Origin of the sequence: Alteromonas halophila (genome assembly GCF_014651815.1) — a bacterium.
Taxonomy (GTDB): Bacteria; Pseudomonadota; Gammaproteobacteria; order Enterobacterales; family Alteromonadaceae; genus Alteromonas; species Alteromonas halophila.
In genome coordinates this window covers 201869-217772 of record NZ_BMXP01000005.1, presented here as the reverse complement: position 1 = coordinate 217772, position 15904 = coordinate 201869, and the positions used below count along the sequence as shown (strand labels likewise).

Below are 15904 nucleotides of genomic sequence, written 5' to 3'. Positions count from 1 at the left end.
AACGTGTGGCAGCAAGTATGACATATGGAGCACACCATGCGGCAGAAGCGGACAGGACTCAAACGGGTAGGGAATGCAACGGTAAATTCAATAAACGGGCTGTTCGCGGCGTTTAAGAGTGAAGCCGCACTGCGTCAGGAAGCCGTTGTCTTTGTGGGACTGATGTCTTTGCTTTTAGTCATCGATATAAGCCGGACTGAACTTCTCTTTCTGGTGTTTAGCCTGGTATTGGTGTTTATCACAGAACTGATGAATACAGCAGTTGAAGTGCTGGCCGACAGAGTGTCGACAGAAACCCATGCTTTGACAGGCAAGTGCAAAGACATAGCTTCTGCCGCTGTATTTGTCAGTATCCTTCTGGCCGTTTTTACCTGGATTACTGTGTTGTTTGGTGCGTTAAACTAAAACGACGCCACTTTTCTGCCTTCACCAAGGCAGTTATTGAGCATATCAGTAACAGAGCTTTCAATAAGCTTAAGGTGCGAATGGTGCACTGTCGTCTGTGCGGGTGTGTCAAAACTCACAGTGGCAAAGACCATGTCATCTTGCTTTGAGGTGACTTTTACCAGCAAATGGCCATCTTCACCCGCTACCGGTACCTGCAAATAAAGCGGTTCATTGTGATCTTCAACATACGAAAAAGCGTCAGATGCTGAATGAAAAGGGCGCTTCTTTTCAGGTTTTAATTTCCAGTGCGACGACTGCTCAATGATTTCTGCAAGAAGCTTGGCGTGTTGTGGCTTTATTTCTGTACTCATTATGTACTCCACGGTTTGCTTTGATGTGTTGAGTGTTACGTATTGAGTAAACAATCGGATTTCCGAAGTGACTTATTATAAACAGGCTTTGTCTATCTGATAGCAGTATAAAGCCGTTACGCGTAACCTGGTTAAACAAGTAAAATCATACACATAGACATAAATTCGCATTTAAAGGAAAAGTCGGATTAATAGCAGGCTAAATCAAATTAGAGACACACTTATCTGTGTGCCCTGGTAATTAGGCAGGCCATTTCACTGGTTCATAAATTAAAAACTATAAGCCTGAGAAAAATTAAAAATGGATTGCGGTTATCTTTTTTTATAGGTGCTTTTCTGATTTTTGACAATGTCGACAAAATCGATAAAGCTGCTGAAGTTAATTTCTGAAAATATAAATGACACTGAACGATATACGAATAAAAATATAACTTGTCGTCACTCGAAAATAATTTAGTGACGATTTTTCTACTGTCTTAACGAACAGCCAGACTCCTTGTGGTTCACGAGGGGAGAGAGCATAAGAAGGCAGCATATTCCTGATTAACAGAATACTCTATTTAACATAATATACATTATGCGCAATTAGGTATTAGGCGGATGAGGGCGCTGTATAGCCTGTTAACTAAGGCCTTCGGCCCTTAAGGCTACGCATTGCAAAGGTGAAATTATAAAAGCATTGGTATTCGCGGGATTGCAGCGTCTTCGTCGTTACCCGGTATGGTTATGTGTGCGCTACGTAAAATCTGAGAGGTTTTCAGCGGTATTGCCCTGCAGAATTCACAGAGCGTCGCTCTTATAAATTAGTGACAAGTGACAATTGCCATCTGAAAAATTTACCGTGTTTTGTGAATGATGATTACGTTGAGAGCGTTCAGACATCTTTATTTCTATGATATCTACTTTTCACTTTTCACTTTTCACTTTTTACTTTTTAAAATCTCGATTCACCTCTGGCCACAGAAAATTAGAAAAGATATGACAAACTAAACCGAATCGAGATATTTAATATTCAGAATTAGTCCGGCACATGTTCTTTTGCATCGCTTTGGTTGTCTGCAGATAAAGAAGCTAATTCAGTAATGGTATGTCGCTGTGAGGCTATTTTATTTCGTAATGCTTGCTCTGTAATTTCACCGCGAATAAGCATGCCCATGTAATGCAACGTATTGTGACCGAGCTTAATGACGTCGAAATACTTTTCCTTTTCAGAACTCAAAAACCGGTTTATCAGGGTGATCTTCTCCACACAACAAGCGTCCAGTTCTGCGTTAAAGGTTTTTAAATGAGTCAGCAGTGCCTGTTTTGCAAGCGTATTGTCAGACACCGGCAACGATTCCACATCGGTCTTTTTCTTTTTAAAAGTCAGTGACATATCTAAGGCTGTGGAAAAAGCATCAAGGCTGGCCAGGGCCAGAGGTTGGTTGATCGACTGCAGGCGCGACTCCAGCGCTTCCACATCCGAGTCGTCCCAGTGCAGAATTCTGGCGTCCTTGTATACGGCTTTTGATTCGGCAACGAGGTTTTGAATAATGATTAATTCGCTTAGATGCCTGACGGGTTCACTAAAGGTTGTAGGACTGGTCAGTGCCTGCGCTTTATCGATCAGCGCCTGATATTCTGTATCTGCGGCATCGCGACGTACCATAGAGTCGGTTTTCTGGCTTGCCTGTTCACAGCCAATACAAGCAACCAGTGCCAGTGCAGTAACAATATGTTTTTTTCTTATCATTTTTACTATCCCCTTCCCTGCCGTTAACAGCAACTTACCTGTTTTTATAAACAAATTGTTACTACAGACTGTTAAACCATGATTTCACTAGATTTTCAAGGTATGGCGCCATTTGCTGATTAAACGTAAAAAGCTGCCTTTTTTGTGGGGACTCTGAACAGTTTAATGACAATGCCTGAATACGGTTGCTGATTTTTTTCTGTGAGTGCCGGAACTGCTGCTATTTTTAATATAACGCACAATGGTGGTTGCAAACGATAAGGAGGGGTGATGATTGGTTTACAGGCTACGCTGGTGTCAATTGCGGTAGGCGCGTTGGCAACAGGGTATTTTTATGTACAGACGCTAAAGCTTGAAAGTCAGATTTCAGAGCATGAAAAAGCACTGCAGTATGAAGCGCAATTAGCACAAACGTATAAAGATCAGGTAAACGAGCAAAAGCGCGTAATCAGTACGTTTGAAGCAAATCAGGCGGCAACGCAGCAACAGTTAACACAATTAACACAACAGAAGGATCAGGCGGATGAGCGCACCAGGCTTGCTCAGCAGGAAATACTTACCTTACGCAGCAAAGAAAAGCAGTGGGCATTGCAGGATCCTTATGGCAGTGGTGGGCGTGCTGCTAGCCGTCTCGACTACAGCATGCAGCGTATTACCGGAGCGACAGATAACGACCGTTACAGTAAAAACTATTCCCGTATTACCAGAGCCGGTGAAAATTGAGGTCCCTGAAGCACCGGATATGTCGCTGCCCGACCCGGTTATTGTGATTAATAGCAATGAAGCCAGTTATTTTCTTGATGCCTGTGAGGCATTCCGGTTTGCCGGCGAAGAAGGCCATAGCACGCTTGAAGAAGTCAGACAAAATTATCCGGGCCTGAGCCAGGATGATGCCTGTAACTTTAATATCTATGGCTGGACGCTGCAGGGCTGGCTAAATTTCGAATCTAAAATGGCGGAATTAGCGGGGTATGTCGAAACGCTTCGCAGTCATATTCAGTTTTTAGAAAACCAGATGGATGCGAGATACAAACTCATGAAAGAAAGAGATGACAAATTACAGGATGGCGAGCAGCACGAGCAGCGGATCGACTATCAGTAATATTCTATTGGATAGGCTGCTTTATCTTCACACGCTGACACCGTTACACAGCGAATCTTCGGAGGGAAATATGTACACGTCTGTATCACGTAGCGAGTCCTGAAGTGCGTCGTCGCAAATCAGGATCCGCGAGCAATGGCCTTAGCCTTGGTAACATCCGTTTCTAAAAATAATTGTCGTTTATTGCGTTGTGTACATTTACCAGTCCAAGCTGCAAGTCATCGATGACTTCATGTAGCTTTTCCTGTTTTAACTGCGCCGTTTTTAAAGCGGCCAGCTCTTTTTCAATGGTGTTGGCCTGATCAATGACCGGTGCCGGATTCGGTAATTCACTGGTGCATTGTTTAATTTGTGCCAGGCTGTAGGTTAGCGAGCGCGGGAAGGTGTCTTTCTTCATCAAAAAGTTCAGAATATCCGCGCGTTGAATTCTCAATCGCATTTCCTGACGGTACATCTGATACGCTGTCAGTGATTTCAACACACTCATCCACTGAATATTATCAAACGCCGACTGTTCAGCAGTGACTTCTGGCAATAGTGATGCAGAACGCACATCAATAATACGCGTCGTCATATCTGCGCGCTCAAGGTGACGGCCAAGCCCCAAAAATGCATAGCCTTCATCGCGGTTCATGGTGCCATCTAACAGCCCGGTAATAGTCTGATTCCCGACAATTACACGATTCAGGCAGTCATACCGGTGTCGCCGGGTAAGCACACTCTGCCCGTCTTCTTTCGCCGTCATATGCAGGTTATTAATATGCTCCCAGGCTTCTGACGGGATGATTTCACGTATGATGCGGGCATTCTCACGCGCTTCCGCCAGTGAGTTAATTATAGCGCCGGGATTTCTTGTATCTGTGACCATGAATCGTATGACACTTTTTTCATCGGCGGTGTCATATTTCTCATAAAAGGTATCCCTGAATGAGAGCATATCGACAATAGGCTCCCAGCCCAGTGTTACACTCTTTGGCAGGTCTAGCAGCAGGTGTGTATTTACCTGTATCAGTCTGGCAGTATTTTCTGCCCGTTCTAAGTACCGGGCCATCCAATATATATGGTGTGCTACACGAGACAACATTGCTTAGCCCTCCATGTCCACAATCCAGGTGTCTTTACTTCCCCCACCCTGCGATGAATTCACAACGGTCGAGCCCTTGCGCATGGCTACACGGGTCAGACCGCCTGTAGTCACGCAAATATCACTGCCGGAAAGAATAAATGGTCGCAAGTCCAGGTGTCTTGCCTCTGCACTGGTATCAATTAATGTTGGCGCTGTCGAAAGCAGCAGCATAGGCTGCGCAACGTAGTTTCTCGGGTCACGGCGAATAAGGCGAACAAATTTTTCGCGTTCCGCCTTACTTGCATGTGGACCGATTAACATGCCGTAGCCACCCGATTCATTTGCGGGTTTTACAACCATCTCATCGATATGTGCGATCACATGGTCGCGCTCGTCTTTATTCATACATTTGTAGGTCGGTACATTGGGCAGTAATGGCTCTTCGTTCAGGTAATACCGGATAATCTCCGGAACGTAGGCATACACTACCTTATCGTCGGCGACGCCAGATCCAGGTGCATTGGCCAACGAGACATTCCCTGCTTTCCACGCACGCATGATACCGGGCACACCTAACATTGAGTCTTCCCGAAAGGCTTCCGGGTCGATAAACGCATCATCGATACGCCGGTAAATCACATCGACCTGCGATAATCCTTCCACGGTCCGCATGTAAACAATGTCATCCTCAACCACCAGATCACTGCCAATCACCAGCTCTGCCCCCATTTGCTGAGCCAGGTAGGCATGTTCAAAATAGGCAGAGTTATAAATGCCTGGTGTCAGCACAACAATCTCGGGCTGTTCAATGTCACGTGGGGACAATTCACAGAGCATGTTATACAAATCGGATGCGTAGTTATCGACAGGCAGAATGTTGTATTTCTCAAATAGCTCAGGGAACACGCGTTTCATGACATGACGGTTTTCCAGCATGTACGACACACCGGATGGCACCCGTAAGTTATCTTCCAGAACATAAAATGTCCCATTCTGATCGCGTACCAGATCGGAGCCACAAATATGTGCCCACACACCATGTTTAGGTTTTATGCCTTTGCACTGCGGCAAAAAATTTTTTGAATTTTCCAGCAGTGACGCCGGCACCACCTCGTCTTTAATGATTGACTGGTCGTTATAGAGATCGTCAATAAACATGTTCAGTGCGCGAACACGCTGTTTAAGGCCTTCCTGTACCTTCTGCCACTCCTGCGTGGAAATAATGCGTGGAATAATATCGAAAGGCCAGGCTCTGTCGATGGAGCCTTCTTCTTCTGAGTAAACGGTAAAAGTGATGCCCATGACTTGTATGGCAGTGGAGGCGGCGGTCTTATACTCCACAAGATCACGATCACTTAATGAACGTAAATACTGACAGAGCTCTTTGGCAGCCGGCCGGGGTTTATTCCGCCCTTCAATCAGTTCATCGAAAAACGGCCCTTTTTTATAACTTCCCCAGCGTATTGCCATGTAACACGTCCTGCGTGATGCTCAGTTTGTGTTACTCCATCTAATCATGTTTGATGAAAAAATCAACAGTTTATGTGTAGCTACTGTTTGCACAATTTTTGATCACACGCCATGATGTGCATCAGAGATGTCGATGCAAAACAGGATGCGATAATGACGTATTGTCTGGCAGTAAAAGTAAATAAAGGGGTGGTATTTGCCTCAGACTCCCGAACTAACGCAGGTGTTGACTATGTTGCCACATACAGCAAGATGACACGGTTCACCTGGCCCGGCGAGCGTGTACTTGTGCTGCTGACATCTGGCAGTCTGGCCACGTCACAGGCCGTGGTTAATGCCCTGCACCGGGATCTGGATGATCCTGAAGCAAAGTTTGACCTCCGAAGTGGCAAGCAGCTTCATGAGGTGGCCGATTATATAGGTATGCTCAGTCAGGCTGAACAACAGCGTCGGGAAAAAGCGATGGAGAAAAGTGGCAACAGTGCTGAATCCAGTTTCATTCTGGGCGGGCAAATTGCCGGAAAAGCGCATGAAATTTTTATGATTTATCCGCAGGGCAACTTTGTCTCTACTTCCAGCGATACCCCTTACCTGCAAATCGGAGAAAATAAATACGGCAAACCCATCCTGGATCGAATCATAACCGCAACGACGACACTGGAAGACGCCGCTCGCTGCGCATTGGTTTCTCTGGACTCAACCATTCGCAGTAATATTTCAGTTGGTCCGCCTGTTGAGCTGGCTATCATGACCACCAATACCATGGAAGAGCCCTATCACCAGTCAATGACGATGAACAGCCCCATGTATAAATCTATTCAGAAACAATGGACCGACGGTCTTAAACGTAGTTTTAACCGTCTGCCTCGTTTTGAGTGGGAGAAGAAGTAACACTGCGCTTTATAAGCTCATGTATATATTCAAGTTTTTTCTGTGCCGGGCCGGGTATGACAAAGGGGTATGCGTCATCCAGCCCCATGCTGCGATTCAGGCCGTTTAGCATGGTTGTCAGACGACACCAGTCATCATATAGCTGCGAGAAGGAACAATGCCGTGACGAGGTAGGTTGCGTTACGCGGTTATCTGCAACAGCGACACCATAATATGCAGCGGTATCCAGTGTATCGACAATGTGCAGATAATGCGCCCAGGTCTCTGCCCAGTCTTCCCAGGCATGTGAGCTGGCATAGGGGCTTATCCAGCAGCTTTGCCAGTCATCAATCGGGCCATTGTCGTAATAGCGTTTCAGCGCTGCCGGATAATTGATTGACTCATCACCGAATAAAGCCCTGAAAGACGCCAATTCGCGGGTTCCCCGAATCAGCCAGTCCCAGTAAAAATGCCCGGACTCATGCCGGAAATGCCCAATCAGCGTGCGGTACCGTTCGTTCATTTTTTCACGCATCATTATACGTGAACTGTCTTCTGCCTCTTTCAGGTTAAGTGTGATTGTGCCGTTATTGTGCCCGGTCACGACGGTAGATTTAACGGTAAGCTCCTGCCCGTACTCGTCATCGGTCACATCTTCCATAAAATGAAAAGCCAGTTCAGGCTTGCCTTCAACCGGCTCCCATATTGGTAAGCCCAGGGTCATCAGCGAATACAGCAGACGACGCTTGGCACTTTCCATCTTAAACCAACGCTCAAGATTCTGCGGCTTCGACAAGTCGGGAATAACCTTGGTTAACCGGCAGGACCGGCATAACGGGTTAGGGTCATCCTCGCGTACCATCCAGTTACAGATATTATGCGTATGATAATTCGCACAGGGCCGGTACGGCTCCCCGTCTCCCGCGGTATACCAGGTACCGTTAAAGCCAATGTCGAAGGCTGCCAGTTGTCCTGTTTCACTGATAAATCCCAGCGGCCGCTGACATGACAAACACTGCGTATTGGCGAAGTACACCGTATTGGAACAACTACATGTAAAATTTCTCACAGTACACCTAATACCCGTAGAATCTGAAGTATAACAGTATCGACAATAGTGTGTTCATGTTCTTCACGTCCATTTGAATGCCCGATTAGCCTTTCTGAAGATAGGTAGTAATTCAAACTATTGCCACTGTGACGAGCCTGACCAGCATACCGGCTATCGCCTTGCGTTACGCTGCGAGGCACAGCGTTTAGAGCAATATTTGACCTGCGGCCAGTCGCGCGCCCATTTTTTTCGCCAGGTAAACGGACGCTCACAGACCGGACAGGTTTTTTCCGGCAGCTCAGACTTCTTCATTCCTGCTCAGTCTCGCCAGAAAACGGGCGCCGTCATCGCGCATAGTTTGTATTTTGTCATCACTCATTCGGTCAAACGTTTTATAAATCATTCCCATGCGAGGGTTGCCCCGTAAGCGTTCGCTGTGCGCATCAATAAACCGCCAGTATAAATAGTTAAACGGACAAGCGTCCTCGCCTGTTTTTTTACTCACCTTGTAGCCACAGTTTTTGCAGTAATTCGACATTTTATTGATGTAACTGCCACTCGACACATAGGGCTTACTGGCCAGATTACCGCCATCTGAATACAGGATCATGCCTGCCACATTGGGCAATTCGACCCATTCATACGCATCGGCATACACCAACAAATACCATTCCTGTACAGCCGCGGGGGACAGCCCGGTTAACAGGCAGAAGTTACCCAGCACCATTAAGCGCTGAATATGATGCGCATATGCATGGTCCCGGGTTTCTTTAATACACTGCCGCATACAGTTCATATTGGTCCGGGCATCCCAGAAAAATGCCGGAAGCGCACGGTCATGATGAAAGTAGTTATCTGATTTAAGTGATGGCATGAAATGCCAGTAGAAGCCTCTGACATATTCCCGCCAGCCCAGGATCTGCCGGATGAAACCCTCTGCCGAATTGAGCGGCGCTGTACCCGCGTGGTAAGCCTGCTCGGCTGCCATTATTACTTCCTTAGGCGTGAGAAGGCCGCAATTGATGTGGAAAGACAGGTGTGAATGATACAGCCAGGGTTTCCCTTCCACCATCGCATCCTGATATTGTCCAAAATCCGGCAGGCGTTTTTCAATAAACTCGTTGAGTACCTGCAAAGCCTGTTTGCGCGTTACTGCCATGGAAAAGGGAGTGAGCTGACCAAAGTGATCATCAAACTCGTCCTCAACAAGCTTAAGTACTTCTTTGGTTAATTCATCGGGCTCAAACGTTGTTGGCGATGGTACCTTGTGCGTTTCAGGCATAGGTTTTCGATTTTGTTCATCATAATTCCATTTGCCGCCAATGGGCTTATCCCCGTCCATAAGTACTGAATATCTACGGCGCATTTCCCGGTAGAAAAACTCCATGCGCAGTTGTTTTCTTCCCTCTGCCCAGCGACTGAAATCGTCGGGCGTTGCAAGGAAACGATTGTCAGGGAGTATGTCAACGTCAACGCCAAGCACATTTGACCACTGCGCCATACTTTGCTTCAGGCGATGTTCACCAGGCTCAGTCACCACAACCTTGTTGAGATTATGCTGTTTAAGCTGATATTTTACCTGCTCAAGCAAACTTCCCTGGTTGTCTTCATTTCGGTAATCAACGTAATCAACGGTATACCCTTCATCGCGAAGCTCAACGGCAAAGTGGCGCATGGCACTGAATAAAAACGCAATCTTTTTTTTGTGATGAGGCACGTAGGTCGCTTCTTCACGCACTTCGGCCATCAGGACCAGGTCCTTACTTTTTACTGCATCGGTGAGTACCGGCAAGGTGTGAGTGAGTTGATCGCCCAGGATCAAGCGTAAACATCCCATTGGTTAACCCTTAATACTGTCGAATGCATCAAGCGCCCGTCGCCGGGTGGCCTTCAGGTCAACCAGGGGCGAAGGATAATTATCTCCAAGTGAGACCTGTGCCTTATTAAGTATATCCTCCGGAGCTTCCCAGGGTTTATGGATGTATTTGTTGGGAAGTTTGCTCAGTTCAGGGCAGAATTCACGGACATAGTGCCCTTCTTTATCAAATTTTTCGCCTTGCAGTACCGGATTAAAAATTCTGAAATAAGGCGCGGCATCTGCGCCAGACCCCGCTACCCATTGCCAGCTGGCACTGTTACTGGCAAGGTCTGCATCAACAAGACAGTCCCAAAACCATTTTTCACCTTCACGCCAGTCGATCAGTAAATTTTTAACCAGAAACGACCCTGCTACCATGCGGATTCGGTTATGCATGTAGCCGGTCTGCCATAGCTGACGCATGCCCGCATCGACAATAGGGATCCCCGTTTTGCCCTGTTGCCAGGCCGTCAAATCTGACTTGCTGCTTCGCCACGGAAAATCGTTAAATTTGTCGTTAAAGTTTTTGTTGGGAATGGTGGGAAAATGGTACAGCAGGTAATAACTGAATTCCCGCCAGCCAAGTTCGCTCAAAAACGTATCGATACTTTTATCGTCAGTGTTGCCGAAGGCATCCTTAATGGCATACCAAATCTGGTTGGGCGACATCTCGCCAAAATGAAGATGGGCGGACAGCCTTGACGTCCCCTCAACTGATGGAATATCTCTGTCATCTTTATACTGCTTTGCCGCGTCTTCAATAAAACGCTGCAGACGTGTTGCCGCACCCTCTTCACCCGGCGTCCACGTCGCATCAATGGTATCGTACCAGTTAATGTCCGGCATCAGGCTCAATGCATCTATGCCCTGCCCCTGGTTGTTAACGTCCGCATAAGTGATCCTTGCCGGTGGCACTTTAGGGAAACGGGGCTCGGTGGCTTTAAGACACCCTTTTCGGTAATACGGGGTATAGACTTTATACGCGCCCCCATCCCCTTTGCTTATCGTCATGGGTTCCCACAACAAACTGCCGTTATAGCTTTGTACCTTATATCCTTGATCGGACAAGGCTGACTTTAATGCCTTGTCGCGGTTAATCTGCCAGGGTTCGTAACAGCGGTTCCACACAATGTGTTCAGCACCAAAAGCGTTCATCAGGTCTGGCAACAGCGTGTTGGGATCGCCCTTGAAAACCTGCAAATGACCATTGAGACGTTCATTTAGCGATTGTAAAGACTGATGAAGCCACCACTTAGATGCGCCCCCCGGCTTACGGTTTTCCGGTGACGAGGTATCCAGAATATACACAGGCACTATTTTACCCAGGTCACAGGCGGCGTTAAGCGCCGGATTATCTTTTACTCTCAGATCCTGGCGAAACCACATAATGCTGGTCGGTACTGACACGACACGCTTCCTTTTTATGAGTCTTGATGTGCGACTTATACGTACCACTTGCTTATGCGATCTATCTGGGAGTAGCGAATGGCAGTACAGTCACCCTGCGAGCTTAACCGTGGTCTTTTTTGGTTTCGGCACGACCTGCGGCTGCACGACAACCCCGCACTACGGTCTTTGGCGGACAAGGTCAGCACGTTAAGCTGTATTTTTATTATTGATCCGGCGTGGTTTGAAACCAACGGCTATGGCCTCAAAGCAATGGGCTCACACCGTTACAATTTTTTAATGCAAAGCCTGGCCGACCTGGATAAACACTTAAGGCAAAAAGGCCAGCAGTTACAAATCCTTTGGGGACAGCCTCGGGATGTTATCAAAGAACTTGTGCATACCCATGACATTGATGCAATGGGTGTTACCCCCCATTGCGGCGAGTATGAGCAAGCAGATGAGACATGGCTGCACGAGAAGTATGCACACCTTTCACTGTTTGCCGCGCAAAGCACCACGCTATACAACCAGAACGCGCTGCCATTCGCATTAGACAACATGCCGTCAGTGTATACGCCGTTTCGTAAAAAGGTTGAAAACAGCATCAGCGTGGAGCCTGCTGTGTCTGCCCCGGCTACGCTGCCAGACCTGTACCATCTTGAGAGTCATTACTCATTACCGACTTTGCACGCGCAGGCCCGCCCACTCGGCGGTGAACTTGCAGGCATTGATCATCTTAATCAGTACTTTTCGTCCGACCGCCCTGCCACGTACAAAGAAACACGTAATACCATGGATAAATGGAATGACAGTACCCGGTTCTCACCCTGGCTTGCGAATGGCGCCCTGTCCGCCCGCCGGGTCTTCGCAGAGGTAGAGCAGTACGAAGCGTCAGTTAAGGAAAATACATCCACTTACTGGATAAAATTTGAATTGTTGTGGCGGGAGTTTTTCCATTGGCAGGCAAAATTTCATCGCTCTGCCTGGTTTTCCTTTGGGGGCATTCAGCAATCCCTACCTGACACTCATCATGATCCTGACACCTTTAAACAATGGTGTCAGGGTGAAACCGGGTACGACATTGTCGATGCCTGTATGCGTCAGCTAAACCTGACGGGCTACATGTCTAACCGGGGTAGACAGCTGGTCGCCAGTTGCTTTGTGCATGAGCTCGCACAGGACTGGCGCTATGGTGCTGCGTACTTCGAACAGCAGCTGATTGATTTTGATGTGGCGAGTAACTGGGGTAACTGGCTGTATCTTGCCGGCGTCGGCAGCGATCCCCGCGGCCACCGGCAATTCAATCTGGAGAGTCAGGCTGACAGGTATGATGCCGATGGCCAGTTTCGGCAGACATGGCTGCAACGATAGCCGACACGGGGAGGATGCGGGCCATAGTGCGATTAACGTTTATGGTCTTTAAGCCACTCGTTGAGTAACTTTATCTGGCCGCACTTGTACGCAGCAAACAGGACACGTAACGAGTTCGACAGTACCTCGCTGTCGCTCCAGCCGGTTTTGTCGCGAATTTCGTCATAACATGCCATCGCTTCCGGTGAGACATAGCCTCGCACCAGCTTTTTGCCAGCCTCACGCTGTCTTTCTCTGAACCGCCGCTGTTTCTCAGCGTTCGCGCTGGGGTTATCAGACTTAATTTTATCTGTTTTTTCCGTCATGAAGTCTACCCTTGGTAACTGCTTTGAGTGTAACACGCTTACATCTACGACGTGATGTTCAAGTCTACAGGGGAAGATGCACAGACCCAAGTTGGATATTCTTCATCTGAAGATGAAATAAAGTACTGTTCAGAGTTGTTTAGCGTACAAGTGTTCGCTAAATTATGCTGCGAAATTCTAATCATTGAGAAGCTAATGTCAGAAAGAAAACATCAATTTGATCGTGACGATCTGCTTGCCTGTAGCCGCGGCGAAATGTTCGGTCCCGGCAACAGTCAGTTACCTGCCCCTAACATGCTGATGATGGACAGAATTGCATCTATCAACGAAGATGGCGGCGAGTATGGCAAAGGAGAAATTGTTGCTGAGCTGGATATTAAGGAAGATCTCTGGTTTTTTGACTGCCACTTCCCGGGCGATCCGGTTATGCCGGGCTGTCTTGGTTTAGATGCTATGTGGCAGCTTGTCGGCTTCTTTTTGGGCTGGAGTGGCGGTCCCGGTAAAGGCCGCGCACTGGGTGTAGGTGAAGTGAAATTTACCGGGCAGATTTTACCGACAGCTAAAAAGGTAACCTATACCATTACCATGAAGCGTGTGGTGAAGCGCAAATTGTTTATGGGCCTGGCTGATGGTGTTGTTTCGGTCGATGGGCGTGATATCTACACTGCAAAAGACCTGAAAGTAGGCCTTTTTCAGGACACCTCGAACTTCTAACGATAAAAGCCCCGAAATCGGGGCTTTCCTCCTACAAAAAGATACAACTTATGTGAGATTTATTTGACAGCAAAGCCCGTTTGTCTGTCTTCCATGGCTTCGCGCCATCCTCCTAACCACTGAGATTTGGCGTCATTTTGTTGAAAGGGACAATTCTCCTTAGCTCGACCGTTGATTCCTGCCTGATAGCCTTTGTGGTGGGCACGTGTCAGTTTATCTCTTTTTTGTCTTTTCATAGATTCGCCTCTTTTCTGGTTGAGGTACGTTGATATTGCGGCAGCAGAGCATCGCCGCTGATTTATCACCGCACTCTTATTGAATAGTGGAGAAAAGGAGGGCATTCAAGAGTTAAAAATAAATCGAAGGGCTTGACATCACATAACTATGTGACAGATATATTAATTTTTCATTACACTTTTTACTTCTAAACAAAGATGTCTTTAAAACAAAAACAAATAAAAACGCCACCCGAAGGTGGCGTCATCACAAAATCTTAATGGCGTCGTCTAAAGCCGACCAAACCCAGTAGCAGTAACCACCAGGCGCTGATTGCCGCGCCCTGTCGCTCGTAGTTCGGATCATCTTCATCAACGTCACCGTCGCCATCGGCATCACACTGTTCAATTTCGCCATTTGGCTCCGGTGTCAGTTTAACAGCGATAATAATATCTTCGGTGATCTCAGTACCGTCACTATCCAGGATAGGATTACCCGTGATGTAGCGACTAACACCTTCAAACCGGGCGTTAGCGATGATCTCGTTACTATCGTTGATATCGACCGCCTCAACCAGGCTATACGGGCTGTCACAGGCGATTAAGTCGTTGAGATCTGTGAATGTCTCGTTGTCGATATTGTACATAAAAGCATGGGCTTCACGAACCGCTTCATTACTCGACTCGACATCCGCCTTACCCACCACAATATTGTTATTATTGATAGCATTGGCATCCACACCTGAACCAGCGAAGAACCCTTCAGGATAACGCGCTTCATTGGTATCGAGGTTATAGACAAACAATTGCTGACGTGCCGTAGAGCTAATCGCCCTTAGTACATATCCGGTTACCCAGTTATTATCATTGATCCCAAACGCGGCACTTTGCAGGTTTTCCTCGCGCGGCAATAGTTCAATGGTCTGGCCGTCTCTGTAAACGGTAGCAACCCGCCCATCTTCTCTCAATTGTCCAGACTCCGGACGAGTGACGATGACAGATTCTCCAGTCAGGCTTTCACCCACAGCAATGCCGTTGTTGTTAATGGCATATGCATAGGAAAAATAATGCAGATCGTCATCGTCTTCCGGCGTGAAAATTAAGGGGAATGTCTCGGTGCTGATGACGTCGCCGCTTGCATCAAGTTGCCAAATAGTCGCGTTGATGATGGAGTCGAACAAAAACCGGTTTCGGTTATTGTAAATCTGGCTTTTGCAGTATGCCTCAGGAAGATCTGCGCGCTCATCCGGATCTTCACAATCGTCGATTAAATCCCTGACGCTCTGCTGAAAGCTTACGGTACTGTAGCCTGCTACCTGAAGATTGTCATTGACGGCGTAAGCCTGCCCGATGCCACCGAGTAATTCGTTGTCAGGCGGTAATCGCTTACTTTGTCCATTTACTTCGACGAATGCTTGCGTTGTCATGGTGTTGTAGGTGTAATTAACGATATTCCCGTCTTCATCTTCATAAGGGTCTTCAATCGTTATACCATCAGAGCTGCCTACAATATAATCGCCATAAAGGCTGTCACGGGCGATACTATTAACTGACTGCGTGTAGTCATCGAACTTATCGGTGACTTCATCGAGTCCGGGAACGAGTCTCGCATCAACGGTATCTGCAGAATACGTCCGGTAGATCGCAAGCTGCTGACCGAGTGGTCTGCCACGCGTGTCCAGCAGGAACTCGTATAACGTTTGATAATCAGCGTCACTGAAAATGCCTTCTCTGGCATCGTCCTCATTTTCCAGTGGATAACTTCCGGAAAAAAAGCTTGTATCGTCTTTGAGTTGCTCGAGATCGAACGGTGGATTGAATTCTGACTGAACAGTCGACAACATTCTGCCGCTGTTATCTATTGAACGGGCAAAATTATTCTGAGCAATGTCCCGTAAAGGTAAAGGCGTTACTGAGTACGTCGCCCCAAGGGCCTCGGTGCAAAATCCGCTAGCCAGTATTATGGCTGCTGCAAGCTGAGTTCGTTTCATCTACTATCCTAT

The 15904-nt window shown here is 47.3% G+C and carries 17 protein-coding genes; 6 read left to right on the top strand and 11 right to left on the bottom strand.

The window, feature by feature from the left end:
* Positions 1-36: 36 nt before the first annotated feature.
* Positions 37-405 (top strand): diacylglycerol kinase, encoded by a 369-nt coding sequence (locus tag IE054_RS11780; RefSeq protein WP_189406644.1) that lies wholly within the window; start codon positions 37-39, stop codon positions 403-405.
* On the opposite strand, the gene IE054_RS11775 is transcribed toward IE054_RS11780, so the two are convergent.
* Together IE054_RS11775 and IE054_RS11770 are read right to left on the bottom strand one after the other, a co-directional pair.
* Positions 402-758 (bottom strand): hypothetical protein, encoded by a 357-nt coding sequence (locus IE054_RS11775; RefSeq protein WP_189406643.1) that lies wholly within the window; start codon positions 756-758, stop codon positions 402-404. The genes IE054_RS11780 and IE054_RS11775 overlap by 4 nt on opposite strands.
* 1018 nt (positions 759-1776) lie before the next feature.
* Complete coding sequence (locus IE054_RS11770) at positions 1777-2490, bottom strand: hypothetical protein (RefSeq protein ID WP_189406642.1); 714 nt, start codon at positions 2488-2490, stop codon at positions 1777-1779.
* A gap of 270 nt (positions 2491-2760) precedes the next feature.
* Here IE054_RS11770 and IE054_RS11765 point away from each other — a divergent pair, with 270 nt between their 5' ends.
* On the top strand, positions 2761-3213 hold the full coding sequence (locus tag IE054_RS11765; RefSeq protein WP_189406641.1) for a hypothetical protein: 453 nt from the start codon (positions 2761-2763) through the stop codon (positions 3211-3213).
* Positions 3203-3592: a hypothetical protein gene (locus IE054_RS11760; protein WP_189406640.1), complete on the top strand. Its 390-nt coding sequence runs from the start codon at positions 3203-3205 to the stop codon at positions 3590-3592. The genes IE054_RS11765 and IE054_RS11760 overlap by 11 nt, the downstream gene beginning before the upstream one ends.
* A gap of 163 nt (positions 3593-3755) precedes the next feature.
* Here the strand turns inward: IE054_RS11760 and IE054_RS11755 are convergent, their stop codons facing one another.
* Entirely contained in the window at positions 3756-4676 is a 921-nt protein-coding gene (locus IE054_RS11755; protein WP_189406639.1) for an alpha-E domain-containing protein, read from the bottom strand.
* A gap of 3 nt (positions 4677-4679) precedes the next feature.
* A complete protein-coding gene (locus IE054_RS11750; RefSeq protein ID WP_189406638.1) occupies positions 4680-6128 on the bottom strand; it encodes a circularly permuted type 2 ATP-grasp protein in 1449 nt (482 codons plus the stop codon).
* A gap of 111 nt (positions 6129-6239) precedes the next feature.
* On the opposite strand from IE054_RS11750, the gene IE054_RS11745 reads away from it, so the two are divergent.
* Positions 6240-7019, top strand: a complete 780-nt coding sequence (locus IE054_RS11745) for a proteasome-type protease (protein ID WP_229805113.1) — start codon at positions 6240-6242, stop codon at positions 7017-7019.
* Here IE054_RS11745 and IE054_RS11740 read toward each other — a convergent pair.
* The 4 genes from IE054_RS11740 to IE054_RS11725 form a co-directional block, all read right to left on the bottom strand.
* Positions 6982-8067, bottom strand: a complete 1086-nt coding sequence (locus tag IE054_RS11740) for a zinc-binding metallopeptidase family protein (RefSeq protein ID WP_189406637.1) — start codon at positions 8065-8067, stop codon at positions 6982-6984. The genes IE054_RS11745 and IE054_RS11740 overlap by 38 nt on opposite strands.
* A 153-nt stretch (positions 8068-8220) precedes the next feature.
* Positions 8221-8361 (bottom strand): DUF2256 domain-containing protein, encoded by a 141-nt coding sequence (locus IE054_RS11735; protein ID WP_189406636.1) that lies wholly within the window; start codon positions 8359-8361, stop codon positions 8221-8223.
* Entirely contained in the window at positions 8348-9886 is a 1539-nt protein-coding gene (locus tag IE054_RS11730; protein WP_189406635.1) for a cryptochrome/photolyase family protein, read from the bottom strand. Before IE054_RS11730 ends, IE054_RS11735 begins: the two co-directional genes overlap by 14 nt.
* 3 nt (positions 9887-9889) lie before the next feature.
* The gene (locus tag IE054_RS11725) at positions 9890-11314 is read right to left on the bottom strand and encodes a cryptochrome/photolyase family protein (RefSeq protein WP_189406634.1); all 1425 of its coding nucleotides are present in this window, start codon (positions 11312-11314) and stop codon (positions 9890-9892) included.
* A gap of 78 nt (positions 11315-11392) precedes the next feature.
* Between IE054_RS11725 and IE054_RS11720 the strand changes: the two genes are divergently transcribed.
* Positions 11393-12667 (top strand): DASH family cryptochrome, encoded by a 1275-nt coding sequence (locus tag IE054_RS11720; protein WP_189406633.1) that lies wholly within the window; start codon positions 11393-11395, stop codon positions 12665-12667.
* Between the two features lie 32 nt (positions 12668-12699).
* Here the strand turns inward: IE054_RS11720 and IE054_RS11715 are convergent, their stop codons facing one another.
* A complete protein-coding gene (locus IE054_RS11715) occupies positions 12700-12972 on the bottom strand; it encodes a hypothetical protein (RefSeq protein WP_189406632.1) in 273 nt (90 codons plus the stop codon).
* A gap of 195 nt (positions 12973-13167) precedes the next feature.
* On the opposite strand from IE054_RS11715, the gene fabA reads away from it, so the two are divergent.
* The gene (fabA, locus tag IE054_RS11710) at positions 13168-13686 is read left to right on the top strand and encodes a bifunctional 3-hydroxydecanoyl-ACP dehydratase/trans-2-decenoyl-ACP isomerase (protein ID WP_189406631.1); all 519 of its coding nucleotides are present in this window, start codon (positions 13168-13170) and stop codon (positions 13684-13686) included.
* A gap of 59 nt (positions 13687-13745) precedes the next feature.
* Here fabA and rmf read toward each other — a convergent pair whose 3' ends face one another.
* Positions 13746-13922 carry a ribosome modulation factor gene (gene rmf / locus IE054_RS11705; protein WP_189406630.1) on the bottom strand — a complete coding sequence of 59 codons (177 nt, stop codon included), beginning with the start codon at positions 13920-13922 and terminating at the stop codon, positions 13746-13748.
* 257 nt (positions 13923-14179) lie between these two features.
* Complete coding sequence (locus IE054_RS11700; RefSeq protein WP_189406629.1) at positions 14180-15892, bottom strand: DUF3466 family protein; 1713 nt, start codon at positions 15890-15892, stop codon at positions 14180-14182.
* Positions 15893-15904: the final 12 nt, after the last annotated feature.

What these genes read in the sequence shown, in the direction of transcription:
- IE054_RS11780 (WP_189406644.1), top strand. Translation starts at nt 37, where the DNA reads ATGCGGCAGAAGCGGACAGGACTCAAACGGGTAGGGAATGCAACGGTA.
- IE054_RS11775 (WP_189406643.1), bottom strand. Translation starts at nt 758, where the DNA reads ATGAGTACAGAAATAAAGCCACAACACGCCAAGCTTCTTGCAGAAATC.
- IE054_RS11770 (WP_189406642.1), bottom strand. Translation starts at nt 2,490, where the DNA reads ATGATAAGAAAAAAACATATTGTTACTGCACTGGCACTGGTTGCTTGT.
- IE054_RS11765 (WP_189406641.1), top strand. Translation starts at nt 2,761, where the DNA reads ATGATTGGTTTACAGGCTACGCTGGTGTCAATTGCGGTAGGCGCGTTG.
- IE054_RS11755 (WP_189406639.1), bottom strand. Translation starts at nt 4,676, where the DNA reads ATGTTGTCTCGTGTAGCACACCATATATATTGGATGGCCCGGTACTTA.
- IE054_RS11750 (WP_189406638.1), bottom strand. Translation starts at nt 6,128, where the DNA reads ATGGCAATACGCTGGGGAAGTTATAAAAAAGGGCCGTTTTTCGATGAA.
- IE054_RS11745 (WP_229805113.1), top strand. Translation starts at nt 6,240, where the DNA reads ATGATGTGCATCAGAGATGTCGATGCAAAACAGGATGCGATAATGACG.
- IE054_RS11735 (WP_189406636.1), bottom strand. Translation starts at nt 8,361, where the DNA reads ATGAAGAAGTCTGAGCTGCCGGAAAAAACCTGTCCGGTCTGTGAGCGT.
- IE054_RS11730 (WP_189406635.1), bottom strand. Translation starts at nt 9,886, where the DNA reads ATGGGATGTTTACGCTTGATCCTGGGCGATCAACTCACTCACACCTTG.
- IE054_RS11720 (WP_189406633.1), top strand. Translation starts at nt 11,393, where the DNA reads ATGGCAGTACAGTCACCCTGCGAGCTTAACCGTGGTCTTTTTTGGTTT.
- IE054_RS11715 (WP_189406632.1), bottom strand. Translation starts at nt 12,972, where the DNA reads ATGACGGAAAAAACAGATAAAATTAAGTCTGATAACCCCAGCGCGAAC.
- fabA (WP_189406631.1), top strand. Translation starts at nt 13,168, where the DNA reads ATGTCAGAAAGAAAACATCAATTTGATCGTGACGATCTGCTTGCCTGT.
- rmf (WP_189406630.1), bottom strand. Translation starts at nt 13,922, where the DNA reads ATGAAAAGACAAAAAAGAGATAAACTGACACGTGCCCACCACAAAGGC.
- IE054_RS11700 (WP_189406629.1), bottom strand. Translation starts at nt 15,892, where the DNA reads ATGAAACGAACTCAGCTTGCAGCAGCCATAATACTGGCTAGCGGATTT.